Origin of the sequence: Ohtaekwangia koreensis (genome assembly GCF_900167975.1) — a bacterium.
Taxonomy (GTDB): Bacteria; Bacteroidota; Bacteroidia; order Cytophagales; family Cyclobacteriaceae; genus Ohtaekwangia; species Ohtaekwangia koreensis.
In genome coordinates, this window is record NZ_FUZU01000002.1 from 1,250,934 (window position 1) to 1,272,071 (window position 21,138).

At 41.1% G+C, this 21,138-nt stretch carries 18 protein-coding genes and 4 tRNA genes; 17 read left to right on the forward strand and 5 right to left on the reverse strand.

Translation table 11 applies throughout. The features are described 5' to 3' along the window. Positions 1 to 30: 30 nt before the first annotated feature. From B5Y40_RS18450 to B5Y40_RS18460, 3 genes are all read left to right on the forward strand, one after another. Complete coding sequence (locus tag B5Y40_RS18450) at positions 31 to 1,914, forward strand: amidophosphoribosyltransferase (protein WP_079688264.1); 1,884 nt, start codon at positions 31 to 33, stop codon at positions 1,912 to 1,914. A 136-nt stretch (positions 1,915 to 2,050) separates the two neighbouring features. Next, complete coding sequence (locus B5Y40_RS18455) at positions 2,051 to 5,092, forward strand: SusC/RagA family TonB-linked outer membrane protein (protein WP_079688265.1); 3,042 nt, start codon at positions 2,051 to 2,053, stop codon at positions 5,090 to 5,092. Between the two features lie 15 nt (positions 5,093 to 5,107). Then, positions 5,108 to 6,487, forward strand: coding sequence for a RagB/SusD family nutrient uptake outer membrane protein (locus tag B5Y40_RS18460; RefSeq protein WP_079688266.1), 1,380 nt, complete (start codon positions 5,108 to 5,110; stop codon positions 6,485 to 6,487). A 261-nt stretch (positions 6,488 to 6,748) separates the two neighbouring features. Here B5Y40_RS18460 and clpB read toward each other — a convergent pair whose 3' ends face one another. Continuing rightward, entirely contained in the window at positions 6,749 to 9,367 is a 2,619-nt protein-coding gene (clpB, locus tag B5Y40_RS18465) for an ATP-dependent chaperone ClpB (RefSeq protein ID WP_079688267.1), read from the reverse strand. A 154-nt stretch (positions 9,368 to 9,521) separates the two neighbouring features. After that, positions 9,522 to 10,097, reverse strand: a complete 576-nt coding sequence (locus B5Y40_RS18470) for a CAP domain-containing protein (RefSeq protein ID WP_079688268.1) — start codon at positions 10,095 to 10,097, stop codon at positions 9,522 to 9,524. Between the two features lie 139 nt (positions 10,098 to 10,236). Between B5Y40_RS18470 and icd the strand changes: the two genes are divergently transcribed. Beyond that, the gene (gene icd, locus B5Y40_RS18475; RefSeq protein ID WP_079688269.1) at positions 10,237 to 11,463 is read left to right on the forward strand and encodes an NADP-dependent isocitrate dehydrogenase; all 1,227 of its coding nucleotides are present in this window, start codon (positions 10,237 to 10,239) and stop codon (positions 11,461 to 11,463) included. A gap of 415 nt (positions 11,464 to 11,878) precedes the next feature. On the opposite strand, the gene ribH is transcribed toward icd, so the two are convergent. The 3 genes from ribH to pdhA all read right to left on the reverse strand — a co-directional run bounded on the left by ribH (position 11,879) and on the right by pdhA (position 14,339). Next, complete coding sequence (gene ribH, locus B5Y40_RS18480) at positions 11,879 to 12,346, reverse strand: 6,7-dimethyl-8-ribityllumazine synthase (RefSeq protein WP_079688270.1); 468 nt, start codon at positions 12,344 to 12,346, stop codon at positions 11,879 to 11,881. A gap of 166 nt (positions 12,347 to 12,512) precedes the next feature. Then, entirely contained in the window at positions 12,513 to 13,202 is a 690-nt protein-coding gene (locus B5Y40_RS18485; RefSeq protein WP_079688271.1) for a tetratricopeptide repeat protein, read from the reverse strand. A gap of 93 nt (positions 13,203 to 13,295) precedes the next feature. Beyond that, a complete protein-coding gene (gene pdhA / locus B5Y40_RS18490; protein WP_079688272.1) occupies positions 13,296 to 14,339 on the reverse strand; it encodes a pyruvate dehydrogenase (acetyl-transferring) E1 component subunit alpha in 1,044 nt (347 codons plus the stop codon). A 73-nt stretch (positions 14,340 to 14,412) separates the two neighbouring features. Here pdhA and recF point away from each other — a divergent pair, with 73 nt between their 5' ends. The 13 genes from recF (at position 14,413) to rplL (ending at position 21,049) form a co-directional block, all read left to right on the forward strand. Continuing rightward, the gene (gene recF / locus B5Y40_RS18495) at positions 14,413 to 15,516 is read left to right on the forward strand and encodes a DNA replication/repair protein RecF (RefSeq protein WP_079688273.1); all 1,104 of its coding nucleotides are present in this window, start codon (positions 14,413 to 14,415) and stop codon (positions 15,514 to 15,516) included. Positions 15,517 to 15,582: 66 nt separating this feature from the next. Further along, positions 15,583 to 15,885 (forward strand): DciA family protein, encoded by a 303-nt coding sequence (locus B5Y40_RS18500; protein ID WP_079688274.1) that lies wholly within the window; start codon positions 15,583 to 15,585, stop codon positions 15,883 to 15,885. A 211-nt stretch (positions 15,886 to 16,096) separates the two neighbouring features. After that, a tRNA-Tyr gene (locus tag B5Y40_RS18505) sits at positions 16,097 to 16,179 on the forward strand. Between the two features lie 55 nt (positions 16,180 to 16,234). Next, positions 16,235 to 16,307, forward strand: a tRNA-Gly gene (locus tag B5Y40_RS18510). A 77-nt stretch (positions 16,308 to 16,384) separates the two neighbouring features. Beyond that, a tRNA-Thr gene (locus tag B5Y40_RS18515) sits at positions 16,385 to 16,456 on the forward strand. Between the two features lie 207 nt (positions 16,457 to 16,663). Then, entirely contained in the window at positions 16,664 to 17,851 is a 1,188-nt protein-coding gene (tuf, locus tag B5Y40_RS18520; protein ID WP_079688275.1) for an elongation factor Tu, read from the forward strand. A 209-nt stretch (positions 17,852 to 18,060) separates the two neighbouring features. Beyond that, a tRNA-Trp gene (locus B5Y40_RS18525) sits at positions 18,061 to 18,133 on the forward strand. 41 nt (positions 18,134 to 18,174) lie between these two features. Continuing rightward, entirely contained in the window at positions 18,175 to 18,366 is a 192-nt protein-coding gene (gene secE, locus B5Y40_RS18530; protein WP_079688276.1) for a preprotein translocase subunit SecE, read from the forward strand. 11 nt (positions 18,367 to 18,377) lie between these two features. Continuing rightward, on the forward strand, positions 18,378 to 18,935 hold the full coding sequence (gene nusG, locus B5Y40_RS18535; RefSeq protein ID WP_079688277.1) for a transcription termination/antitermination protein NusG: 558 nt from the start codon (positions 18,378 to 18,380) through the stop codon (positions 18,933 to 18,935). A gap of 7 nt (positions 18,936 to 18,942) precedes the next feature. Further along, on the forward strand, positions 18,943 to 19,386 hold the full coding sequence (gene rplK, locus B5Y40_RS18540; RefSeq protein WP_079688278.1) for a 50S ribosomal protein L11: 444 nt from the start codon (positions 18,943 to 18,945) through the stop codon (positions 19,384 to 19,386). A gap of 8 nt (positions 19,387 to 19,394) precedes the next feature. After that, the gene (rplA, locus tag B5Y40_RS18545; RefSeq protein WP_079688279.1) at positions 19,395 to 20,093 is read left to right on the forward strand and encodes a 50S ribosomal protein L1; all 699 of its coding nucleotides are present in this window, start codon (positions 19,395 to 19,397) and stop codon (positions 20,091 to 20,093) included. An 11-nt stretch (positions 20,094 to 20,104) separates the two neighbouring features. Then, complete coding sequence (gene rplJ, locus B5Y40_RS18550; protein WP_079688280.1) at positions 20,105 to 20,638, forward strand: 50S ribosomal protein L10; 534 nt, start codon at positions 20,105 to 20,107, stop codon at positions 20,636 to 20,638. Between the two features lie 33 nt (positions 20,639 to 20,671). Continuing rightward, entirely contained in the window at positions 20,672 to 21,049 is a 378-nt protein-coding gene (rplL, locus tag B5Y40_RS18555) for a 50S ribosomal protein L7/L12 (RefSeq protein WP_079688281.1), read from the forward strand. The last annotated feature ends 89 nt before the right edge of the window (positions 21,050 to 21,138 follow it).

A 21,138-nucleotide genomic window follows, 5' to 3' on the forward strand; every position in this document is an offset into this window, starting at 1 on the left:
CGGGTAGCTCCTAACGACTAACGGTACACCATGAGCGACCAAATCCTTCACGAGTGCGGAATTGCAATGATCCGCTTGCGTAAGCCTCTTTCGTACTATCTTGAAAAGTACGGACCGACCTACGCGATGAACAAGATGTATATTCTGATGGAGAAGCAGCACAATCGCGGTCAGGATGGCGCAGGGATTGCAAACATCAAACTAGACGTAGAATCAGGACACCGTTACATTAGCCGTTATCGTTCCATCAAGCAACAACCTGTTGCAGATCTCTTCCGGAAAATCAGCAAAAAATTTAAGAAAGCGCAGAAGCAAGGCAAAGACAGATTCCGCGATGAGCAATGGCTCAAGGAAAATGTAGCCTTCAGTGGTGAGATATGGTTAGGACATTTGCGCTATGGAACACATGGCGTTAACAACATTGAAAACGTTCACCCTTTTCTTCGTCAAAATAATTGGAGAAGTCGTAACCTCGTAATGGCTGGTAACTTCAACATGACGAACGTTGAAGAACTATTTGATATACTGGTTAACCTCGGCCAGCACCCGAAAGAAAAAGTAGATACCGTTACGGTAATGGAAAAGATCGGCCACTTCCTCGATGAGGAAGTACAAGGCATCTTCGAAAAGTATAAAGACAAATTTTCAAATCGCGAAGTATCAGAGATCATTGAGAATGAAATCGATCTGCAACGTGTATTGAAAAGAGCTTGCAAAGATTTTGATGGCGGATATACCATGGCGGGCATGACAGGATCTGGTTCTGCTTTCGTAACGCGCGATCCGAATGGTATTCGTCCTGCATATTTTTATGCCGATGATGAAGTCGTGGTAGTAGCATCAGAAAAACCTGCTATCAAAGCGGCCTTTAATGTAGAGTATAATCAGATTGAAGAAGTAAAGCCGGGCCACGCACTCATTATAAGCAAGAGTGGAGATTTCTCACAATACCAGATTATAAAAGCCGGTGAGAAAAAATCCTGTAGCTTTGAACGTATATACTTCTCCAGAGGTAACGACCCCGATATATATAAAGAACGTAAACAACTGGGACGTCTCCTGGTGCCTCAGGTGCTTCGGTCTATCAACTTCGATATCAGGAACACTGTATTCTCCTATATACCGAATACTGCTGAAACAGCATTTTATGGTTTGATGGCGGGTATAGAAGATTACCTGATCAACAAACAAAAAGATATAATCATAGATGGTAAGCCGTCTGTAGATTCTTTGGAAGATATACTTTCATTCCGACCACGTATTGAAAAACTGGTATTGAAAGATGTAAAACTTCGTACGTTCATTACCGATGATGAACATCGTGATGAAATGGTATCGCATGTATATGATACTACCTACGAAGTAATCCGTAAAGGTATAGATACACTCGTTGTTATAGATGACTCTATTGTAAGAGGAACTACACTCGAGAAAAGTATATTGAAAATGCTGGACCGTATTGGTCCGAAGAAGATAGTGGTGGTTTCATCGGCACCACAAATCCGTTATCCCGATTGCTATGGTATAGATATGAGCAAGATGGGTGAGTTCGTTGCCTTCCGCGCGATGATCGCTTTGCTGAAAGACCAGGGCAAGGATTATCTATTGGGAGAGGTGTACGAAAAAGCAACCCGTGCACGTGGCCATCAGAGTCAGATAAATTATGTGCAACATTTATACGAACAGTTTACAGACGATCAGATCTCGAACAAGATCTCTGAAATCTGCCGCCCGGCTGATATGAAAGCAGATCTGGAGGTTGTTTTTCAGACTGTAGAGAATTTGCATAAAGCTATTCCGTATCATTCCGGTGACTGGTACTTTACCGGTAACTATCCAACACCAGGCGGGATGAAAGTCGTGAATCGTTCGTATGTAAATTATATGGATGGGAAATTGGTAAGAGCTTATTAACCTCTTAAACCTTTCGTAAACGTTTTAAAATATTTTCTTTATCACCTCTCTTTCGGTATTTTATTCGGTTAAATATCCTCATAACAAGTTTTTAGTAACTTAGTGCAGGAATTAATTAATAACCTAAACCAAGTCTATGAAGAGAGGTCTACTATTATTAGTAGCAGGGATGCTGTTTTTTACATCCTATGCTCAGGAAAGAGTCATCTCTGGTAAAATCACATCGTCCGAAGATGGTAGTGCTTTGCCAGGAGTAAACATCTTAGTTAAAGGTACCACTACAGGTACAGTCACCGATGTGAATGGTAATTACACCATCAATGCCGGTCCCAATGCAACACTCGTATTTACATTTATTGGATTTACGTCTATCGAGGTAGAAACCGGTTCAAGATCTACCGTAGACGTGCAATTGGAATCTGACGTCAAGCAGCTATCAGAAGTTGTCGTGGTTGGTTATGGAACACAGGTTAAACAAGATCTTACAGGAAACATCGCTTCAGTATCCGGTAAGGAAATTCAAAATCAACCGGTGCCCAGTTTTGATCAAGCTATGCAGGGAAGAGCTGCAGGGGTATTTGTAGAATCTGGCAATGGTAAATTAGGACAAGGCATTAAAGTCCGCGTAAGAGGTGCTGCTTCAGTATCAGCTTCAAATGAACCGCTTTATGTTGTGGATGGAATTATCGTAACAACAGATAACCTTTCCTCTACAGATGCTCCAACAAATCCGCTGGCGAACATTAACTCCAACGACATCGAATCTATCCAGATTCTGAAAGACGCATCAGCAGCAGCTATATATGGATCGCGTGCCGCCAACGGTGTTGTAATCATTACAACCAAGCGTGGTAAGGCTGGTAAAACTGCTTTCAATCTTAACTATATGAAAGGCTTTAGCAGCCCGACAAGAAAAGCTAAATGGTTGGACGGACCTCAGTACTACGAAGCATTCAAAGAAGCTTTCGATAATACAGATGCTATTTTACAACGTGACGAAGGAGAAGATTTTGGATCCTATATGTATGGTGAGCCAGGATTTACTTTCGATCAGGTTTTAAGCTCTGAATTGGGAGAGTGGAATAAAAATGCTAATGAAAACTGGGCCGATAATGCTTACCAGGATGATGCCGGTATTGACCAGATGGATCTTTCTGCAAGTGGTGGAAATGATAAAACTCAATTTTATACCAGCCTTCAGTTCTCGGATCAAAAAGGTATTTTGATAAATGACCGCTTTAAGAAATTAAGCGCTCGTGCTAACATTGATCATAAAGCTTCCGATAAAATCAGCTTCGGATTGAACTTCAGTTTGTCAAGATCTGTCAATAATCGTTTGAGTGACGATAACGAATTTACTACGCCTATGCAGTTGCTGGCGTTGCCTCCTGTACAACCGGCTCGTTTGGAAGACGGAACACTCAATCAGAATACAGTATATTTTAATGGATTGTTGAAAGCAGAGAATTCAACTTTTGAAACGACTGTACTTCGTAACGTTTCAAATATATATGCAGCATGGCAGATCACACCCGATCTTTCCTTCAGAAGTGAAGCCGGTGTTGACCTTCTTACACAAAATGAAGACATGTGGAACGGAAGTGAAGTAGATTCACAAACCGGTAATGTTAAGGGTGGAGGATTCTCAGCGTATGCTAACATTGTTAACTACTCTACCAATAATTATTTATCCTATAACAAAGTATTTGGAAAGCATAATCTGGATTTAACTGCTGGTATGAGCTTCCAGAAATATGAACTTGATGCAACGGATATAACTGCTCAGACTCTTCCAAGCAGTGCGTTCAGAACACTTACCAGTGCCTCTGTAATTACAGATGGAAAGAGTAGTGCTACCGACTATGCATTCTTATCCTACTTCGGACGTGCCAATTATAAGTTCAATGATAAATACCTGGTATCCTTAAGCGGTCGACTTGATGGATCATCGAAGTTTGGAAAGAATGAACGTTATGGTTTTTTCCCTGCAGCTTCCGCTGGTTGGATAATTTCTCAAGAGTCGTTCATGGAGAACATAAAGAACACATTGAGCTTCCTGAAATTAAGAGGAAGTATAGGGGTAACAGGTAATGCTCCAACTCAAAACTTCGCAGCGTTAGGTTTATATGCTGCGAACACGTATGATATAGATCCAGGAATTGCACCATCGCAATTATCAAACAGCAATTTGAAATGGGAAACAACCGTACAAACTGATTTTGGAATTGACTTCGGATTGTTCAACGATCGCATTACCGGTGAGATAGATTATTATGTTAAGAACACAACGGATGTGTTGCTCAACTCTAATGTTTCAGGTATATCAGGATTTTTAACACGCTTTATCAACATCGGAGAGATTGAAAATAAAGGGTTCGAATTTGTATTGAACAGTCAGAATATAGTAGGTGAATTCTCCTGGAGCTCATCTTTCAATTTTGCCCGTAACCGAAATAAGATCGTTGATCTGAATGGGAATGTTATTGAAGGCGGTTATTTGAACAGAGCTGTAGAAGGACAACCGATTGGAGTTTTTTATGGTATTGAATATGCTGGTGTTGATCCACAGAATGGTGATGCATTATACTATATCAATGATCCGGAGAACCCGAGCAGAGAAACCACGAATGATTATAATGCGGCATCCCGTACTATTATCGGAAATCCCAATCCTGATTTTATAGGAGGTTTAAGCAATACACTTTCCTACAAAGGATTTGAGCTTAATTTTCTGTTTCAGTTTGTATACGGTAATGATGTCTTTAATGGTGCTGGAAGATTCCAGCGTGCGAATTTTACATACTTCGATAACCAGCTTGTAGAAGACTGGGAAAATTCATGGAGAGAGCCTGGTGACCAGACTGATGTACCAGAAGCCAGATTGTTTTTATCGAATGGGGATAAAGAATCATCTCGTTTTCTTCAGGACGCATCCTATATCCGTTTGAAGACACTTAGTTTCGGATATAACTTCCCTTCAACAATCACGAATCGTTTATCAATGCAAAGTTTGCGTTTGTATGTGGCGGCTCAAAATCTGTTGACCATAACAGGTTATGATCTGAACGATCCAGAAGTTAATACCGATTACCTCGCAGGTAACATCGGTCAGGGTAATGATTTTTACGCTGCACCTCAAATCAAGACAATCTCTTTCGGTGTTAACATTGGCTTTTAAACTTTGAAACTAAGTATGAAAAAATATAATTATTTAATAGCAGTAGCCTACCTGGTGTTTTTCCTTGTAGGATGCTCCAGTGAACTGGATATTGATCCGCAAGATTCTGTTACGGAAGAAGTGGCGCTTGACTCAGAAGAATCAATTCAATCACTACTGGTAGGTGCTTATGATCGCATGGCAGATGGTGATGTATACGGGGGATGGTTTCAGATGACAAGTGATCTTCTCGGTACTAACGGTGACATAACGTGGAGTGGTACATTTTCAGATCCTCGTGATATATGGAATAAAACCATTACCGTTAACAATGCGCAGACAGAGAGTACATGGACTGAAGCGTATGAAGCGATTAATATTACCAATATTATTCTCGCCAACCTTGATGTTGTGACCGATGAAGATTCAAGGGCAAGGATAGAAGGCGAAGCTAAATTTATTCGCGGTACTATATATTTCAACCTGGTTCGCCTATACGCAAAAGATTGGGCAGATGGTGATCCGACTGCGAATCTAGGCGTGCCGTTAAAGCTTCAACCAACAGCACTCGAGTATAACCCTGCTGAGAATGCTATATCAAGAAGTACTGTAGCGGACGTATATACTCAGGTTATATCTGATCTTACTTCTGCTGAAACATTACTTGGTGAAGAGAACGGTTTTTATGCAACCACTTGGTCTGCTAAAGCTATATTGGCAAGAGTATATCAGCAACAGCGTAACTATGCAGAAGCAGTGGTGAAAGCAAATGATATTATTGAAAGTGGACAATTTGCATTGGTAGATCGCGTTAGCCAGGCTTTTAACCAGGCGAACAATACTTCAGAAGATGTATTCGCTATACAAGTCACAAATCAGGATGGAGAAAATGCATTGCAGACTTTCTATGCAGCAACGAGTTTCAACGGAAGAAGAGATATTCGTATCCGCGCAGAATATAACGCCTTGTTTGACGAAACAGATGAACGCAAGAGCGCATTGATTTACTACGATGCTTCTGAAAGACGCCTGAGTGGAAAGTATAAAGATCAATTTGCGAACATTAGCATCGTTCGCTTGGCCGAACTTTACCTTATTCGTGCGGAAGCTAACTTAATAACTAATGAGCAGGTGGGGCCTAATACCCCTGGACAAGACTTGCAAGTACTCCGCTCACGTGCGAGAGCAAGTGATGCACCCGCAGAACCTACAATTGATGATATACTCCTGGAAAGAAAGCTTGAGCTTGGTTTTGAAGGCCATTTTATCCATGACATCAAAAGGCATGAAATCAGCATTAGCCAGCAAGGTGACTATGAATGGAATGACAATTTGTTGGTGCTTCCGATTCCTCAGCGTGAAATGGATGCCAATCCAGCACTTCAGGGACAACAAAATCCTGGTTACGTTAATTGATATAGTATAAATACTATATATAGCTTAAAAGCGCCTTCTTAATGGGGGCGCTTTTTTATACGAACATTCAACAAAAAAGCTCCGGGAACCACCCCGGAGCTTAAAACCAAACCCCTCATACCAACTTCGTCCCGACTGAGAAATCGGGTACCAATCCTTAAACCTGATTGTATAACAGTAGACGTATACACTTGGTTCATATTGTATAGTATACTATTTATAAAAAAAGAAAGCCGCTATAAGCGGCTTTCTTCGTATTACTTAGTTTACCAATTCGGTACTTTCTATATTCTCGAATGTAAATTCGGTATCATTTCGCAAGTCAACCAGAATCACAGAGTCTTTGTGCACTTTGCCGGAGAGGATCTGCTTCGATAATTCATTTAGAATTTCACGTTGCATCACGCGCTTCAGCGGACGTGCTCCATATTGAGGATCGAATCCAAGTTTAGCAATACGTTCGCGAGCCGCATCGGTTATTTCCAGTTTGATACCAGACTCATCCAGACGTTTGCATACAAGGTCTACCTGAATATCAACAATCTTGCGGATGTCTTTTCTGCTCAGCGGACGGAACATAATGATCTCATCGATTCTGTTTACAAATTCCGGACGAACCGATTTTTTTAACAGTGCGAAAACTCCTTCTTTGGTGTCTTCTAAAACATCAAAGTAATTTTCGTCGGTAATCTTTTCGAAGTTCTCTTGAATAATGTGAGAACCAATGTTGGTTGTCATGATAATGATCGTGTTCTTAAAGTTTGCAACACGTCCTTTATTATCCGTTAACCTTCCATCGTCCAGCACTTGTAACAAAATGTTGAATACATCCGGGTGAGCTTTTTCAATTTCATCCAGGAGTATAACTGAATATGGTTTCCTTCTTACCGCTTCTGTCAATTGTCCACCTTCATCGTATCCTACATATCCTGGAGGTGCACCGATCAAACGGCTTACGCTATGTCGTTCTTGGTACTCGCTCATGTCAATGCGTACCATGGCATTATCATCATTGAAGAGATAGTCTGCAAGCGCTTTGGACAGCTCTGTTTTCCCGACTCCTGTAGTACCCATAAAGATGAACGAACCGATCGGGCGCTTTGGATCTTGCAACCCCGCACGACTTCTCCTTACAGCATCACTCAACGCTTCTATAGCTTCTTCCTGTCCTGCAACCCGTTTGCTTAATTCTTCTTCAAGGTGCAGCAGTTTCTCACGTTCACTTTGAAGCATTTTAGAAACCGGTATACCAGTCCACTTGGCTACAACCTCCGCTATATCTTCACTATCAACTTCTTCTTTCAGCAAAGTTTTTTCGCCTTGCATTTCCTTCATCTTCTGCTGAACTTCATTGAGACGTTTTTCCGCTTCAGTAATTTTACCGTAACGGATTTCAGCAACCTTTCCATAGTCGCCAGCCTTCTCTGCTTGCTCGGCTTCGAATTTCAGCTTATCTATATTCTCTTTTTCTTTCTGAATGCCGTGAACAACTTCTTTCTCACTCTCCCATTTAGCTTTCAGTGAATTACGCTGTTCAGAAAGCTCAGCGATTTCTTTACTCAGTATAGCTTCCTTCTCTCTGTCTTTTTCTCTGCGTATAGCTTCACGTTCAATCTCGAGTTGCATGATCTTACGATTCAGCTCGTCAAGTTCTTCCGGAAGCGAATCCATTTCAAGACGAAGTTTTGAAGCAGCTTCATCCATTAAGTCAATCGCCTTATCAGGAAGAAAACGATCTGAAATATACCGGCTCGATAATTCAACCGATGCGATAACAGCATCATCCTTAATTCTCACACCGTGGTGAAGCTCATATTTATCTTTTATACCACGGAGTATAGATATAGAATCCTCAACGGATGGTTCATTTACAAGCACAGATTGAAATCTGCGTTCAAGTGCTTTATCTTTTTCTATATACTTCTGGTATTCTTTTAATGTTGTAGCACCTATAGCATGGAGTTCTCCACGGGCGAGTGCTGGCTTTAATAAGTTCGCTGCATCCATAGCACCTTCACCACCACCACCGGCACCGATCAGCGTATGAATCTCATCAATGAAGAGTATAATTTGTCCGTTCGAATCTGTTACTTCTTTGATAACAGCTTTCAAACGTTCTTCAAACTCTCCTTTATACTTGGCACCCGCTACAAGCAAGCCCATGTCCAGGGAGACAAGGATCTTTTCTTTTAGATTTTCAGGCACATCGCCATTAACAATGCGTTGAGCCATCCCTTCAACGATGGCAGTTTTACCAACACCTGGTTCACCGAGAAGTATAGGATTGTTTTTAGTTCGGCGAGAAAGAATCTGAAGTACACGTCTGATCTCTTCATCGCGTCCGATTACCGGATCAATCTTTCCATCTTTGGCAAGCTCATTCAGGTTCTTTGAATAACGCTCCAGTGATTTATACTTTGCTTCAGCATTCGGGTCGGTAACTTTGGAGCCACCACGAAGCTCTTTTATAGCTTTGATCAATGCTGCTTTTTCAAAGCCAGCATCTTTCATAATAGAAGATACTTTGTCTTTGGAAGCGAGCAACGCCAGCAACAAATGTTCTATCGCTACATATTCGTCCTTTAATTCGCGTAGCTCTTTATCTGCATTTTGCAATACAGTATTCGTTGCAGAAGATAAATATGGTTGTTGACCGGAAACACGTGGATAGCCCGCTAGGATCTCCTCGAGTTTCGTATGAAGTATAGTCTCATTTATATTTAGCTTCTTGAACAAATAACCGGATACATTCTCGTCTGTTTCGAGAATCGCTTTGAGCACATGCCCAGGCTCAATGGCTTGCTGCTGATTGCCCGTAGCAATCTCCGCAGACTTCTGTAAAGCCTCTTGAGATTTTATAGTAAATTTTTCGAAGTTCATAATTGTAATCCCTCGTAGTCGGAGTTATCAAATAGCAATCCATCAAGCTCTTTCCTGAAAATTTGGCAAGAAAAGAGAACGCATGCAAGAGGAATGCAGCCGTTTTGACTTGAAAGCCGACAATATGAGAGAGAAAATGACGTAAGCGCAGGCGCTATTCACATATGGAGAGCGTAGCGTTGTCTTCAACTTCTCCAAACCAGACTAATCCATATTCCTTATACAGTGCAACACCTATAGCTTTCCATTTTACTTTACTCCATATACCACTGTTAACAATTAATGGATTGTGCCCAGGACTAACCTTCCATCCATCAAGTCCTTCTTTTGCAGTAGCCCCATTGGAACTATAGTATGCTATTTCATATCCAAAGCCCGTATAGCCTGCAATTTCTTTTGGCTTGTCCCACATGCATTGAGCCTTCTTATGGTCGCTGGTATAGCAGCAAGCAGTCCACGTGCCCTTCTTTGACCAGCTATGCGGATTACATTTATTATCCGGATCAAAGTCATAGTTGTCGGCAAGATCATGTGCGTGCACCATGGCTACCTGCGATAGTTTTGCAGAGAGCGGAATAGAAGGCAGTCCTTTGCTTTTTCTATACTCCATAATCAGTTCATACAGTTTCATCTCCTCAGAAGACAAGCATGCATCTTTTACAATATGGGAGCGATTATCGAAAGCCGACATCGAAACGAGGAAGAACGCAGCTAAAACAAACGATTTCATAAGTTATTTTCCAGATTAAACGATTGAAACACAAAATATCTTCATTTCTGACCTTTATTTTTTAATTTTCCGCGCCCAAATCAGGGCGGTGTTCTACAAAACACCTAAAACGCAAAAACATTTAAAACATTTTAGTAAAATGAGCGATCAGAAAATCAGCATCAGCAACGGTAAACTCACTGTGCCTGATAGTCCTACCATCCCGTTTATCGAGGGTGACGGAACGGGTGTAGACATTTGGCCTGCATCTAAACTTGTATTCGATAAAGCAGTTGAGAAAGCATACGGTGGAAAAAAGAAAATCATCTGGAAAGAAGTTTTAGCGGGGGAGAAAGCTTTCAACAAAACCGGTAACTGGTTGCCCGATGAAACGCTCACCGTTTTCAAAGAATACCTGGTGGGTATTAAAGGACCTTTAACAACTCCGGTAGGAGGTGGTATCCGTTCATTGAACGTAGCTCTTCGCCAGGAGCTTGATCTGTATGCTTGCGTACGGCCAGTACGTTGGTTCAAAGGAGTTCCTTCTCCGGTGAAAGAACCACACAAAACCGATACCATTATTTTCCGTGAGAACACAGAAGATATATATGCTGGTATCGAGTTCCAGGAAGGTTCTGAAGACAATAAAAAATTCTTGAAATTGTTTGAGGAGAACTTCGCGAAGTTATTCAAGAAGATCCGTTTCCCGCAGACAACGGCAATTGGTATCAAGCCAGTTTCAAAAGAAGGTTCTGAGCGTTTGATCCGTGCTGCATTCGAGTATGCTATTCAACATAAGAAACCTAGTGTTACACTGGTACACAAAGGTAACATCATGAAATTTACAGAAGGTGGTTTCCGTGATTGGGGATATGCTTTGGCGAAAAGCGAATTCGGTGCTAAAGATCTGGATGGCGGACCTTGGCAGATCATCGAAAAGGATGGTCACAAGATCATTGTGAAAGATGCTATCGCAGATGCATTCCTGCAACAAATTCTGTTGAGACCAGATGAATATTCAGTTGCCGCTACATTGAACCTGAACGGTGACTATATATCTGATGCACTTGCTGCCATAGTAGGTGGTATAGGTATCGCTCCAGGTGGTAACGTAAACTATAAAACAGGTCACGCTATATTTGAAGCTACACACGGTACTGCACCGAAGTATGCAGGACAGGATAAAGTAAATCCGGGTTCTGTAATTCTTTCAGGTGTTATGATGCTTGAGTATATGGGCTGGCAGGAAGCTGCTGATCTGATCGTAAAAGGTCTGGAAGGCGCTATAGCTTCTAAGAAAGTAACATACGATTTCCATCGCCAGATGGAAGGCGCTACACTTTTGAAATGCTCAGAGTTTGCACAAGAGATTGTGAAGAATTTCTAAACGTAACGTTTAGAATATATATACTGAAAAGCCGCCTCACATTTGAGGCGGCTTTTGTTTTTAGCCGTATATTATGCTTTAGCATCTATCACGGAGTAAATGACCGCCTATGCTCTGTTAATGATGGATTGCGTTTTTTCTAATTACTATATTGTACATTGAGCTGCTAAGATTCTCCTAAAATATAAAGTGATCGTTCGGAAAGCCTTACCGGTCGTTGGGAAAGTAGTTAACGCTGTTGGGATAACGCATTTTATAAAATAGCAACCAAATTAGATATTATTAATCGGAATTGGAATATCGTCTTAGGATTTAATACCGTAAAGAAACTACAGTTTGGAATTAGGATTTGGATATAGACTTTATAAAATAAAAGAAGCCGAAAAAATAGCGGCTTCTTTTATAATTTTTATAGTTAAAAACTCAACATCGATATAGCAGTCAAAGCAGCTTCTTCACCTTTATTGCCATATTTACCACCCGCGCGATCTATAGCTTGTTGTTTGTTTAGTGTTGTGAGTACACCGAAGATCACAGGCTTCTTTGTTTTAATATTGACTTCTGTTATACCATAGGCAACAGCCTGACATATATAGTCGAAATGAGGAGTATCTCCTTGAATAACGCAACCTAAGCTAATTACTGCGCTGATCGATTTATCTTCAGCAGCCCAGAGCGAACCAAGCGTAAGTTCAAAAGTACCCGGAACAGTTTTGCGAATGATGTTTTGCTTCTTGACTCCGTTTTTAATAAGTGACTCAACGGCTCCGGAGTATAGCGCTTCCGTTATTTCAGCATTCCATTCAGCAACAACTATTGCAAATTTCTTTCTGGAAAGATTAATGTTGGTTTTTACTTTTCCTGATTTAAGTGGTCCGGCCATGCATTTAAAAATTAAATGATATTAACTATATAGATGACGTTGAATACTTCCTATAGGTTGAAAAATTTATCTCTTTATTTGATCACATTAGAGATATATCGTTCAGAATAGAAAATAAAAAAGGGATAGATTTTTGTCTATCCCTGTAAAGTTAAAATAAAATCTTCTATGAATTCGTTTCCAGCTTCGCCTTGAACTTGCGTGCGTTCTGATATTCAGCTGACTCCCAGAAGTCAGTAATGATCTTGTCATATACTTCTTTAGCCTTATCATTTTGATTCAGCTTTTCGTATGCCAATGCTTCTTTCATCAGGTAAGCAGGCGAGAAGTACTTATTAGGCTTATAGTTAGCAGCCTTGTTGTAATACTTGGCAGCCTCTTCAAAATTATTCTCTTCCATATATGTATCACCGATAAGGCTATACGCACGAGCTTGAACCAGCAAATCGTTAGAGCTAAAGTCTTCCAAGTATAAGCGGGCAACATTAAACTTACCTTGCTTCAAATAAGCAACACCAGCATAATAGTTGGCGAGGTTCGCAGCATCTGATACGCCGTAATCTTCAATGATAGCCAGGAAGCCGAGGTTATTACCATCACCATTCAATGCGAGGTTAAGACTATCCTGTTCGAAATAATAAACAGCCTGGAACATTTCCTTTTGTGCGGCCTCATCTTGAGTTCCTTTATAATACTGGAAGCCAAAATATCCTCCAACAATCAGGAGAATCACTACTGCAATTCCGATAATGGTCTTGGGGTTACTCTCTACCCAATTCTCGGCATCTTCGAGTTTGTGTTTTATAGCTTCTGGATTCTCCAGTAATTCGTGCTTGTGTTCTTCTTTTTTAGCCATTGTATTTAAAATAAAAGCCCTCCCGATTTCTGTCGGGAGGGCGCAAAACTACAAATTAGATCATACTAAACAAACAGCTCTGGCTGAGGTGAATTAGTCCATGATAAATGGATAATCCGTCTGCACGTAAACCTCGGTAAACGCTTCAGAAGGATCAGGGAAATTTGATTCCTCTGCAAACTTCACGCTCTCTTCAACTTGTTGAACTATTTTATTATCAATTGCTTCCAAATCTGCCTCAGTAGCAAATTTTTTATCAAGAATTATCTGACGGGTTACTTCGATCGGATCGCGTTGTTTGTATTGCTCCACCTCATCTTTGGATCTGTATTTCTGAGGATCAGACATTGAGTGACCTTTGTAACGGTAGGTTCTGAACTCCAACAAAGTTGGTCCTTCACCAGCGCGAGCCCGCTCAGCAGCACGTGCTACAGCGCGGTGTACATCTTCACACTTCATAGCATCTACCGGCTCAGAAGGCATATCGTATGCTTCACCTAAAGTATAAAGCTCATGAACGTTAGAAGTACGCTGAACGGAAGTTCCCATGGCGTATCCGTTATTTTCAATTACAAAAATTACAGGAAGCTTCCAAAGCATGGCCAGGTTCAGCGCTTCGTGAAAAGCACCTTGACGAACGGCCCCGTCTCCCATATAGCAGATACAAAGATTGCCAGTCTTATTATATTTTTCAGCAAAGGCTATACCCGCACCGAGTGGAACTTGCGCTCCTACAATGCCGTGGCCGCCAATGAAACCATGCTCTTTATCAAAAATGTGCATGGACCCCCCTTTACCTTTTGTGGTTCCTGTTTCTTTGCCATACAACTCGGCCATGATAGCTTTCGGATCGGTTCCCAGTGCAAGCGGATGTCCGTGGTCACGGTAAGCCGTTATATACTTGTCACCTTTTTTAAGAGCGCTAACAGATCCTGAAGCGCAGGCTTCCTGCCCTATATATAAGTGACAGAATCCTTTGATTTTTTGCATACCATAAAGCTGACCGGCTTTCTCTTCGAATTTCCGCATCAGTTGCATGCTCTCATACCAATACAGGTAAGTCTCTTTTGAGAATTCAGTTGAATCGCTCTTCTTCGCCACCGCGGGCTCATTCTTAGCTTTTGTTGTAGCAGCCATATCCCTATTTTTGATCCGAGTTGCGAAAATAACCCCCCAACGAACATTCGCCAAACTTTCAACGCAATTCCTCATGTACCTGCACGACTTACATTTGCTGAATTTTAAGAACTATCCGGAAGCAAACCTTCGATTTTCGCCTGCAGTTAACGTTTTGGTAGGTAAAAATGGTAGCGGGAAGACCAATCTGCTCGATGCAATTTATTCTTTGTCTTTTACAAAAAGTGCCTTCGCTTCTTCCGACACGCAATGTATTTTATCGGGTCAGAGTTTTTTTATGGTGAAAGGAAAGTTCTACAAAGAGAATAAACCTTATGAACTGGTGAGTTCCGTGCAGACGGGGTCAAAAAAAGTTTTTAGGGAAGAAGGATCCGATTATCAGAAACTCAGTGATCACATTGGAAAATATCCGGTTATACTGATTGCTCCTGATGATGTCGACCTGGTTCGTGAAAGCAGTGAGTCAAGAAGAAAATTCTTTGATAGTATAATCTCTCAGCTGGATAAAAAATATTTAGAGGCACTTATGCAGTACAATCAGGCTTTGAAACAAAGGAACAGCCTACTCAGAATGTTCCAGGAACGAGGAACTCCAGATTGGCTTGCATTAGAATCATACGATCAGGTGCTTGTCAGGTTAGGAGAGGAGATTTTTAAGAAACGTGTCGCTTTCGCGGAAGAGTTTTTACCCGTGTTCCGTAAGTATTATCAATATATAGTAGACGAGGTTGAGGTAACAAATCTCGACTATGCTTCAGAGCTGAAAGAAAAAAGTTTTGTCGAAGGATTATTAAAGACAAGACAAAAAGATCTGGCATTACAACGGACCTCCTTTGGAATCCATCGCGATGATTATGTTTTTACGTTGGGTAATGGAGATTTAAAAAGACTAGGATCTCAAGGGCAACAGAAATCTTTCGTGATAGCCTTGAAACTTGCTCAGTTCGAAATCATTGAAAGAATAAAAGGGTTTAAACCTATTCTGCTACTGGATGATATTTTTGACAAACTGGATGACTTTAGAATTTCCAAGCTCTTAAAATTAATGAAAGCTGATCTGGGGCAACTTTTTATTACTGATGCCCGCCCCGATCGCACAGGCGAATTGCTTAAATCCATCGAAGTCTCAGCGACTTTGTTTTTTGTGGAGTCAGGAAATATTATTCAGAAGCAGTGATAATATCCTAACGTTCTCTTAACGAAATACACAAAAACGCGCGCGTCATTTATCTATATTTGCACCATGTCAAAGAAATATAGAGGAGGCGATGTACAATCTGTTGGGGAGGCTATTCGAAGTCTGCTCAACTCATATCAGCTTACCTCCAGGTTTGACGAAGCTAATCTCATCGATTCATGGGAGAGAATTGTTGGCAAGCCAATTTCGAAGCGAACAAAGAAGCTCTTTATAAAAAATAAAGTCTTGTTTGTTGAATTTGACTCTCCAACCATGCGCAAAGATTTTTCTTTATACAAAGCTCAAGTCCTTGAAATGTTCAAAAAAGAATTCGGAGCAGGCGTAATAACAGAGATTGTTCCCATGTAAAGAGAATAATTGAATCTTTTCTGAGAAGAATTTTCGAAATTCTCGACATAAGTTTTGAAAAAGTGGAAAAGCGTATAATTTTGCACTCCTGTTTTTTGAAGGGCTGATCAAACAGCATAGAAAATAGGTTTTGTTCTAAGAAATATTGATTGACCATTTTCAAATCACATCTCTTCGGAGATTTGGTAAAAAGAATGGAAAAATAATTTAAGGGGGAATACCAAAGCGGCCAACTGGGACAGACTGTAAATCTGTTGTCTTATGACTTCATAGGTTCGAATCCTATTTCCCCCACACAATTGCAAATAGATGTTGCCATTCAGGTAGCATCAATACAATTGAATTAAATGCGGGAGTAGCTCAGTTGGTAGAGCGATAGCCTTCCAAGCTATAGGTCGCGGGTTCGAGCCTCGTCTCCCGCTCTTGTTGAGCCGTTATCCGTTAACCGTTGGTCGTAAAAAGGAAATACGGTTGACAGATAACGTATAACGGCTACTAAGCTGTTGTAGCTCAGTGGTAGAGCACTTCCTTGGTAAGGAAGAGGTCGTGAGTTCAATCCTCATCAACAGCTCTCCTTTGGTTTAGGATTCTCAATAACAAGAAACATAAGAAGTAGCGACTCTTATTTGTTCCGGGATCCATGAAAAGTATAAGCAGACCCTTTTCAAAGGCTTAAAATGTTCAGGGTGTTAGTTCAATAGGAGATTGGACTTAAGAAATAATTTAAAAACAATTTCAAAACACTTAATAATTTAAACTTTAACTGGGATTTTCAAATATGGCTAAAGAAACATTCGACCGTTCGAAACCACACGTAAACATAGGTACTATCGGTCACGTTGACCACGGTAAGACTACGCTTACTGCAGCGATTACTAAAGTTCTCGCATCTAAAGGACTCGCTTCTATGCGTGACTTCTCTTCAATTGATAACGCTCCTGAAGAAAAAGAAAGAGGTATTACAATCAATACTTCTCACGTAGAATATGCTACCGAGAAAAGACATTACGCTCACGTAGACTGTCCAGGTCACGCTGACTATGTGAAGAACATGGTTACGGGTGCTGCCCAAATGGACGGAGCTATCCTCGTGGTAGCTGCTACTGACGGACCTATGCCACAAACTCGCGAACACATCCTTCTTGCTCGTCAGGTAGGTGTACCTGCTCTTGTTGTATTCATGAACAAAGTTGACTTGGTTGATGACGCTGAATTGTTAGATCTCGTTGAGATGGAAGTTCGCGAACTTATGTCAGCATATAGCTTCCCTGGCGATACAATGCCAGTAATCAGAGGATCTGCTCTTGGTGCACTGAACGGTGAACCGAAGTGGGTTGAGAAAGTTGAAGAACTGATGAAGGCTGTAGATGAATACATTCCGATTCCAGTTCGTTTGATTGACAAAGATTTCTTGATGCCTGTTGAAGACGTATTCTCGATCACTGGTCGTGGTACTGTTGCTACAGGTCGTATAGAAAGAGGTGTTGTAAACACAGGTGATGCAGTTGAAATCCTTGGTATGGGTGCTGAAAACCTGAAGTCTACAATTACTGGTGTGGAAATGTTTCGTAAAATTCTTGACAGAGGTGAAGCTGGTGATAACGTTGGTCTTCTGCTCCGTGGTATTGAAAAAGAACAGATCCGCAGAGGTATGGTTATCTGCAAGCCTGGTTCAGTAAAACCACACGCTAAATTCAAAGCTGAAGTTTACGTGTTGTCTAAAGAAGAAGGTGGTCGTCACACTCCTTTCTTTAACAAATACCGCCCTCAGTTCTACTTCCGTACTACGGATGTAACTGGAGAAGTAAAACTTCCTGCAGGTGTTGAAATGATTATGCCTGGTGATAACATCTCTATCGAAGTTGAGTTGATCAACAAAATCGCTATGGAGAAAGGTCTTCGTTTCGCTATCCGTGAAGGTGGCCGTACCGTTGGATCTGGTCAGGTAACTGAAATTTTGGATTAATCATCTGATTTACAAATAGAAAGCGTTCTTGGATTATTTTTCAAGAACGCTTTTATTTTCTATACTAATCTTCTATTTTTGCAGTCCCTTTTTGGGCTGAGTGTATTTAAATACATCTCAGGGGATTGGACGGTTCCCGCTAAGCAGAAAGGGAAAGAGGGAACAGTTCATTTTGGAAAGAATTTCCAGTCAGGGCTGATTAATAGTAAACGGGTGTAGCTCAATTGGTAGAGTAGCGGTCTCCAAAACCGTTGGCTGGGAGTTCGAGTCTCTCCACCCGTGCTTAATAATAGAAGCGTAAGCTTCGACAAAAAACTGAATCAATGGAGAAGGTAAAAACCTATTTGGCAGAATCCTGGGATGAGATCAAGAACAAGGTGACTTGGTCTAAATACAGTGAATTGCAGGGTAGTGCAATCTTGGTGTTGGTGGCTTCAACCATCTTCGCTTTAGTGATTGGCGCAATCGACTGGGTTTTCAAAACCGGTCTTCAATGGTTTTATAGAGAATTTTAATTTAGAAGGTGATGCCCGAGCTGAAATGGTATGTACTCAGGGTCGTCAGTGGCCAGGAAAAGAAAGTAAAGTCTTACTTGGAAACTGAGATCGAGCGCTCTAAACTGGCGGATTTCATCCCTCAGGTGTTAATTCCTTCAGAAAAAGTATACGAAATGAGAGGCGGTAAGAAGCGTGTTCGTGAGCGCAACTTCTTTCCGGGTTACATTCTCCTTTCTGCAGATCTCTCGAACGGAGAAGCTTATCATGCCGTGAATAGTATTCCAGGTGTGATCGGTTTTCTCGGAAACAACGGAACCGGGGCTTCCAAGGATCCAGTACCTCTTCGTCAATCAGAGGTTAACAGGATTCTCGGTAAAGTTGATGAGATTGACGAACTAGAAGAAAAACTAGAAACACCATTCATTAAAGGTGAATCAGTGAAAGTAATGGATGGTCCATTCAGCGGATTTACCGGAAGTGTTGAGGAAATTTTTGAAGACAAAAAGAAACTCAATGTAATGGTGAAAATTTTCGGCCGGAATACTCCGGTTGAATTAAGTTATATGCAGGTAGAAAAGCTAGAATAAAGATAACATGGCAAAAGAAATAATTGGTTATCTGAAATTACAGGTAAAAGGTGGGGCAGCAAACCCAGCACCTCCGATCGGTCCTGCATTGGGTTCAAAAGGTCTAAACATCATGGACTTTTGTAAGCAATTCAATGCACGTACGCAAGACAAGCCCGGTCAGGTGTTGCCCGTTTTGATCAGCATTTACAACGACAAGTCGTTTGATTTTGTAATCAAAACTCCTCCCGCTGCAATCCTGATTTTGGATGCCGCTAAGAAACAGAAAGGCTCAGCAGAACCGAATCGTACAAAGGTAGGTTCTATCACTTGGGATCAAGTGAAAACTATCGCAGAAACCAAAATGCCAGACCTCAATGCATTCAAAGTTGAATCAGCAATGAAAATGGTGGCAGGTACTGCAAGAAGCTTAGGTATTACTATATCAGGAACCCCTCCTTGGGATAAATAATTAAAGCGATGGCGAAAATTTCTAAAAACAGAAAAGCAGTCCTTGCGAAATACAACCCTGAGAAGGAGTATTCACTGGAAGATGCTGCAAAAGTTTTAAAGGATATCACCTTTACAAAATTTGATTCATCTGTTGATCTTGATATCCGCTTAGGAGTTGATCCTAAGAAATCAGATCAAATGGTGCGTGGTGTAGTAGCACTCCCACACGGTATTGGTAAAATGGTTCGCGTGCTTGTTCTTTGTACACCTGATAAAGTTCAGGATGCAAAAGACTCAGGTGCTGACCACGTAGGTCTGGATGATTATATCCAGAAAATTGAAGGTGGATGGACAGACATCGATGTTATCATCTGTACACCTACTGTAATGGCAAAGGTTGGTAAACTTGGTAAAGTACTTGGTCCAAGAGGCCTTATGCCAAATCCTAAATCAGGAACTGTTACGCTTGAAGTTGGTAAAGCCGTGAAAGAAGTAAAAGCCGGTAAAATCGACTTCAAAATTGATAAACAAGGTATCATTCACGTTGGCATTGGAAGAGCTTCCTTCTCGGCTGAAAAGATCCGGGACAATGCTATCGAAATGATAAATGTTGTTGCTAAGCTGAAACCGGCATCTGCGAAAGGTGATTATTTCAAAAGCATCACTATTTCAACAACCATGAGTCCGGGGATAGCAGTTGACAAAAACTCGATTGCTGGCATTTAAGAATTAAAGACATGACCAGAGAAGAAAAAGCACAAATTATTGAAGAGCTTTCAGAGAAGTTTGCCAACAACGCCCACTTCTATATTACTGATGCAGGTGGTTTTACCGTAGCTCAGATTAATAGTTTCAGAAGAATGTGTTTCAAAAGCGGTATCGAGTATAAGGTATATAAAAATACATTGATTCGTAAAGCACTTGAAAGACAAGAGGGTAATGACTACTCTCCTTTGTTTACAGCATTAGAAGGTTTCTCAGGAGTATTATTCTCCAAAGAAGCTGGTAATCTTCCCGCAAAGGTGATTAGAGAGTTTCGTACGAAACTGGATGGCAAACCTGTATTGAAAGCAGCTTCCATCAACTCAGATCTGTTTATCGGAGATGAGAATCTTATTATGCTGAGCGAGCTTAAATCTAAGAACGAGCTCATCGGCGATGTTATTGCAATGCTTCAGGCTCCTGCCCAGAATCTTATCTCAGCTCTTCAGAGCGGAAAGAATACAGTGGCTGGCTTGGTAAAAGCACTGGAAGAACGTGGATCAAAATAAATTACTAACAAGACTTAATTAAATTTTACGAAAATGGCTGATATTAAAGCACTCGGAGATCAACTTGTTGAACTCACTGTTAAAGAAGTTACTGAATTGGCTTCTTACTTGAAAGAAACTTATGGCATTGAGCCTGCTGCTGCTGCTGTAGTAGCTGGTCCTGCTGCTGGCGCTGGCGCTGGTGCTGCTGCCGCTGAAAAAACTAACTTCGATGTAGTGTTGAAAGCTCCTGGAGCAAACAAGCTTCAGATCGTGAAACTGGTGAAAGATCTTACTGGCCTTGGCTTGAAAGAAGCTAAAGACGTAGTAGACGGTGCACCTAAAACTATCAAAGAAGGTTTACCTAAAGACGAAGCAGAAAGCCTGAAGAAGCAACTTGTTGAGGCTGGTGCCGAAGTTGAATTGAAGTAATCTTCATCCAGACGAAGAGTACCGTCTGAAAGCTTCGGTTAGACCCTGTGTCTATTCTGTTCTGAAAAGAATGGGAGAGACAGGGTCTA

Bases quoted from the DNA above. Each gene is read 5' to 3' on its own strand.
- rplA (WP_079688279.1), top strand. From the start codon at position 19,395: ATGGCGAAAATTTCTAAAAACAGAAAAGCAGTCCTTGCGAAATACAAC.
- B5Y40_RS18455 (WP_079688265.1), top strand. From the start codon at position 2,051: ATGAAGAGAGGTCTACTATTATTAGTAGCAGGGATGCTGTTTTTTACA.
- recF (WP_079688273.1), top strand. From the start codon at position 14,413: ATGTACCTGCACGACTTACATTTGCTGAATTTTAAGAACTATCCGGAA.
- rplL (WP_079688281.1), top strand. From the start codon at position 20,672: ATGGCTGATATTAAAGCACTCGGAGATCAACTTGTTGAACTCACTGTT.
- tuf (WP_079688275.1), top strand. From the start codon at position 16,664: ATGGCTAAAGAAACATTCGACCGTTCGAAACCACACGTAAACATAGGT.
- B5Y40_RS18470 (WP_079688268.1), bottom strand. From the start codon at position 10,097: ATGAAATCGTTTGTTTTAGCTGCGTTCTTCCTCGTTTCGATGTCGGCT.
- rplJ (WP_079688280.1), top strand. From the start codon at position 20,105: ATGACCAGAGAAGAAAAAGCACAAATTATTGAAGAGCTTTCAGAGAAG.
- pdhA (WP_079688272.1), bottom strand. From the start codon at position 14,339: ATGGCTGCTACAACAAAAGCTAAGAATGAGCCCGCGGTGGCGAAGAAG.
- ribH (WP_079688270.1), bottom strand. From the start codon at position 12,346: ATGGCCGGACCACTTAAATCAGGAAAAGTAAAAACCAACATTAATCTT.
- nusG (WP_079688277.1), top strand. From the start codon at position 18,378: ATGCCCGAGCTGAAATGGTATGTACTCAGGGTCGTCAGTGGCCAGGAA.
- B5Y40_RS18500 (WP_079688274.1), top strand. From the start codon at position 15,583: ATGTCAAAGAAATATAGAGGAGGCGATGTACAATCTGTTGGGGAGGCT.
- rplK (WP_079688278.1), top strand. From the start codon at position 18,943: ATGGCAAAAGAAATAATTGGTTATCTGAAATTACAGGTAAAAGGTGGG.
- B5Y40_RS18460 (WP_079688266.1), top strand. From the start codon at position 5,108: ATGAAAAAATATAATTATTTAATAGCAGTAGCCTACCTGGTGTTTTTC.
- B5Y40_RS18485 (WP_079688271.1), bottom strand. From the start codon at position 13,202: ATGGCTAAAAAAGAAGAACACAAGCACGAATTACTGGAGAATCCAGAA.
- secE (WP_079688276.1), top strand. From the start codon at position 18,175: ATGGAGAAGGTAAAAACCTATTTGGCAGAATCCTGGGATGAGATCAAG.
- B5Y40_RS18450 (WP_079688264.1), top strand. From the start codon at position 31: ATGAGCGACCAAATCCTTCACGAGTGCGGAATTGCAATGATCCGCTTG.
- icd (WP_079688269.1), top strand. From the start codon at position 10,237: ATGAGCGATCAGAAAATCAGCATCAGCAACGGTAAACTCACTGTGCCT.
- clpB (WP_079688267.1), bottom strand. From the start codon at position 9,367: ATGAACTTCGAAAAATTTACTATAAAATCTCAAGAGGCTTTACAGAAG.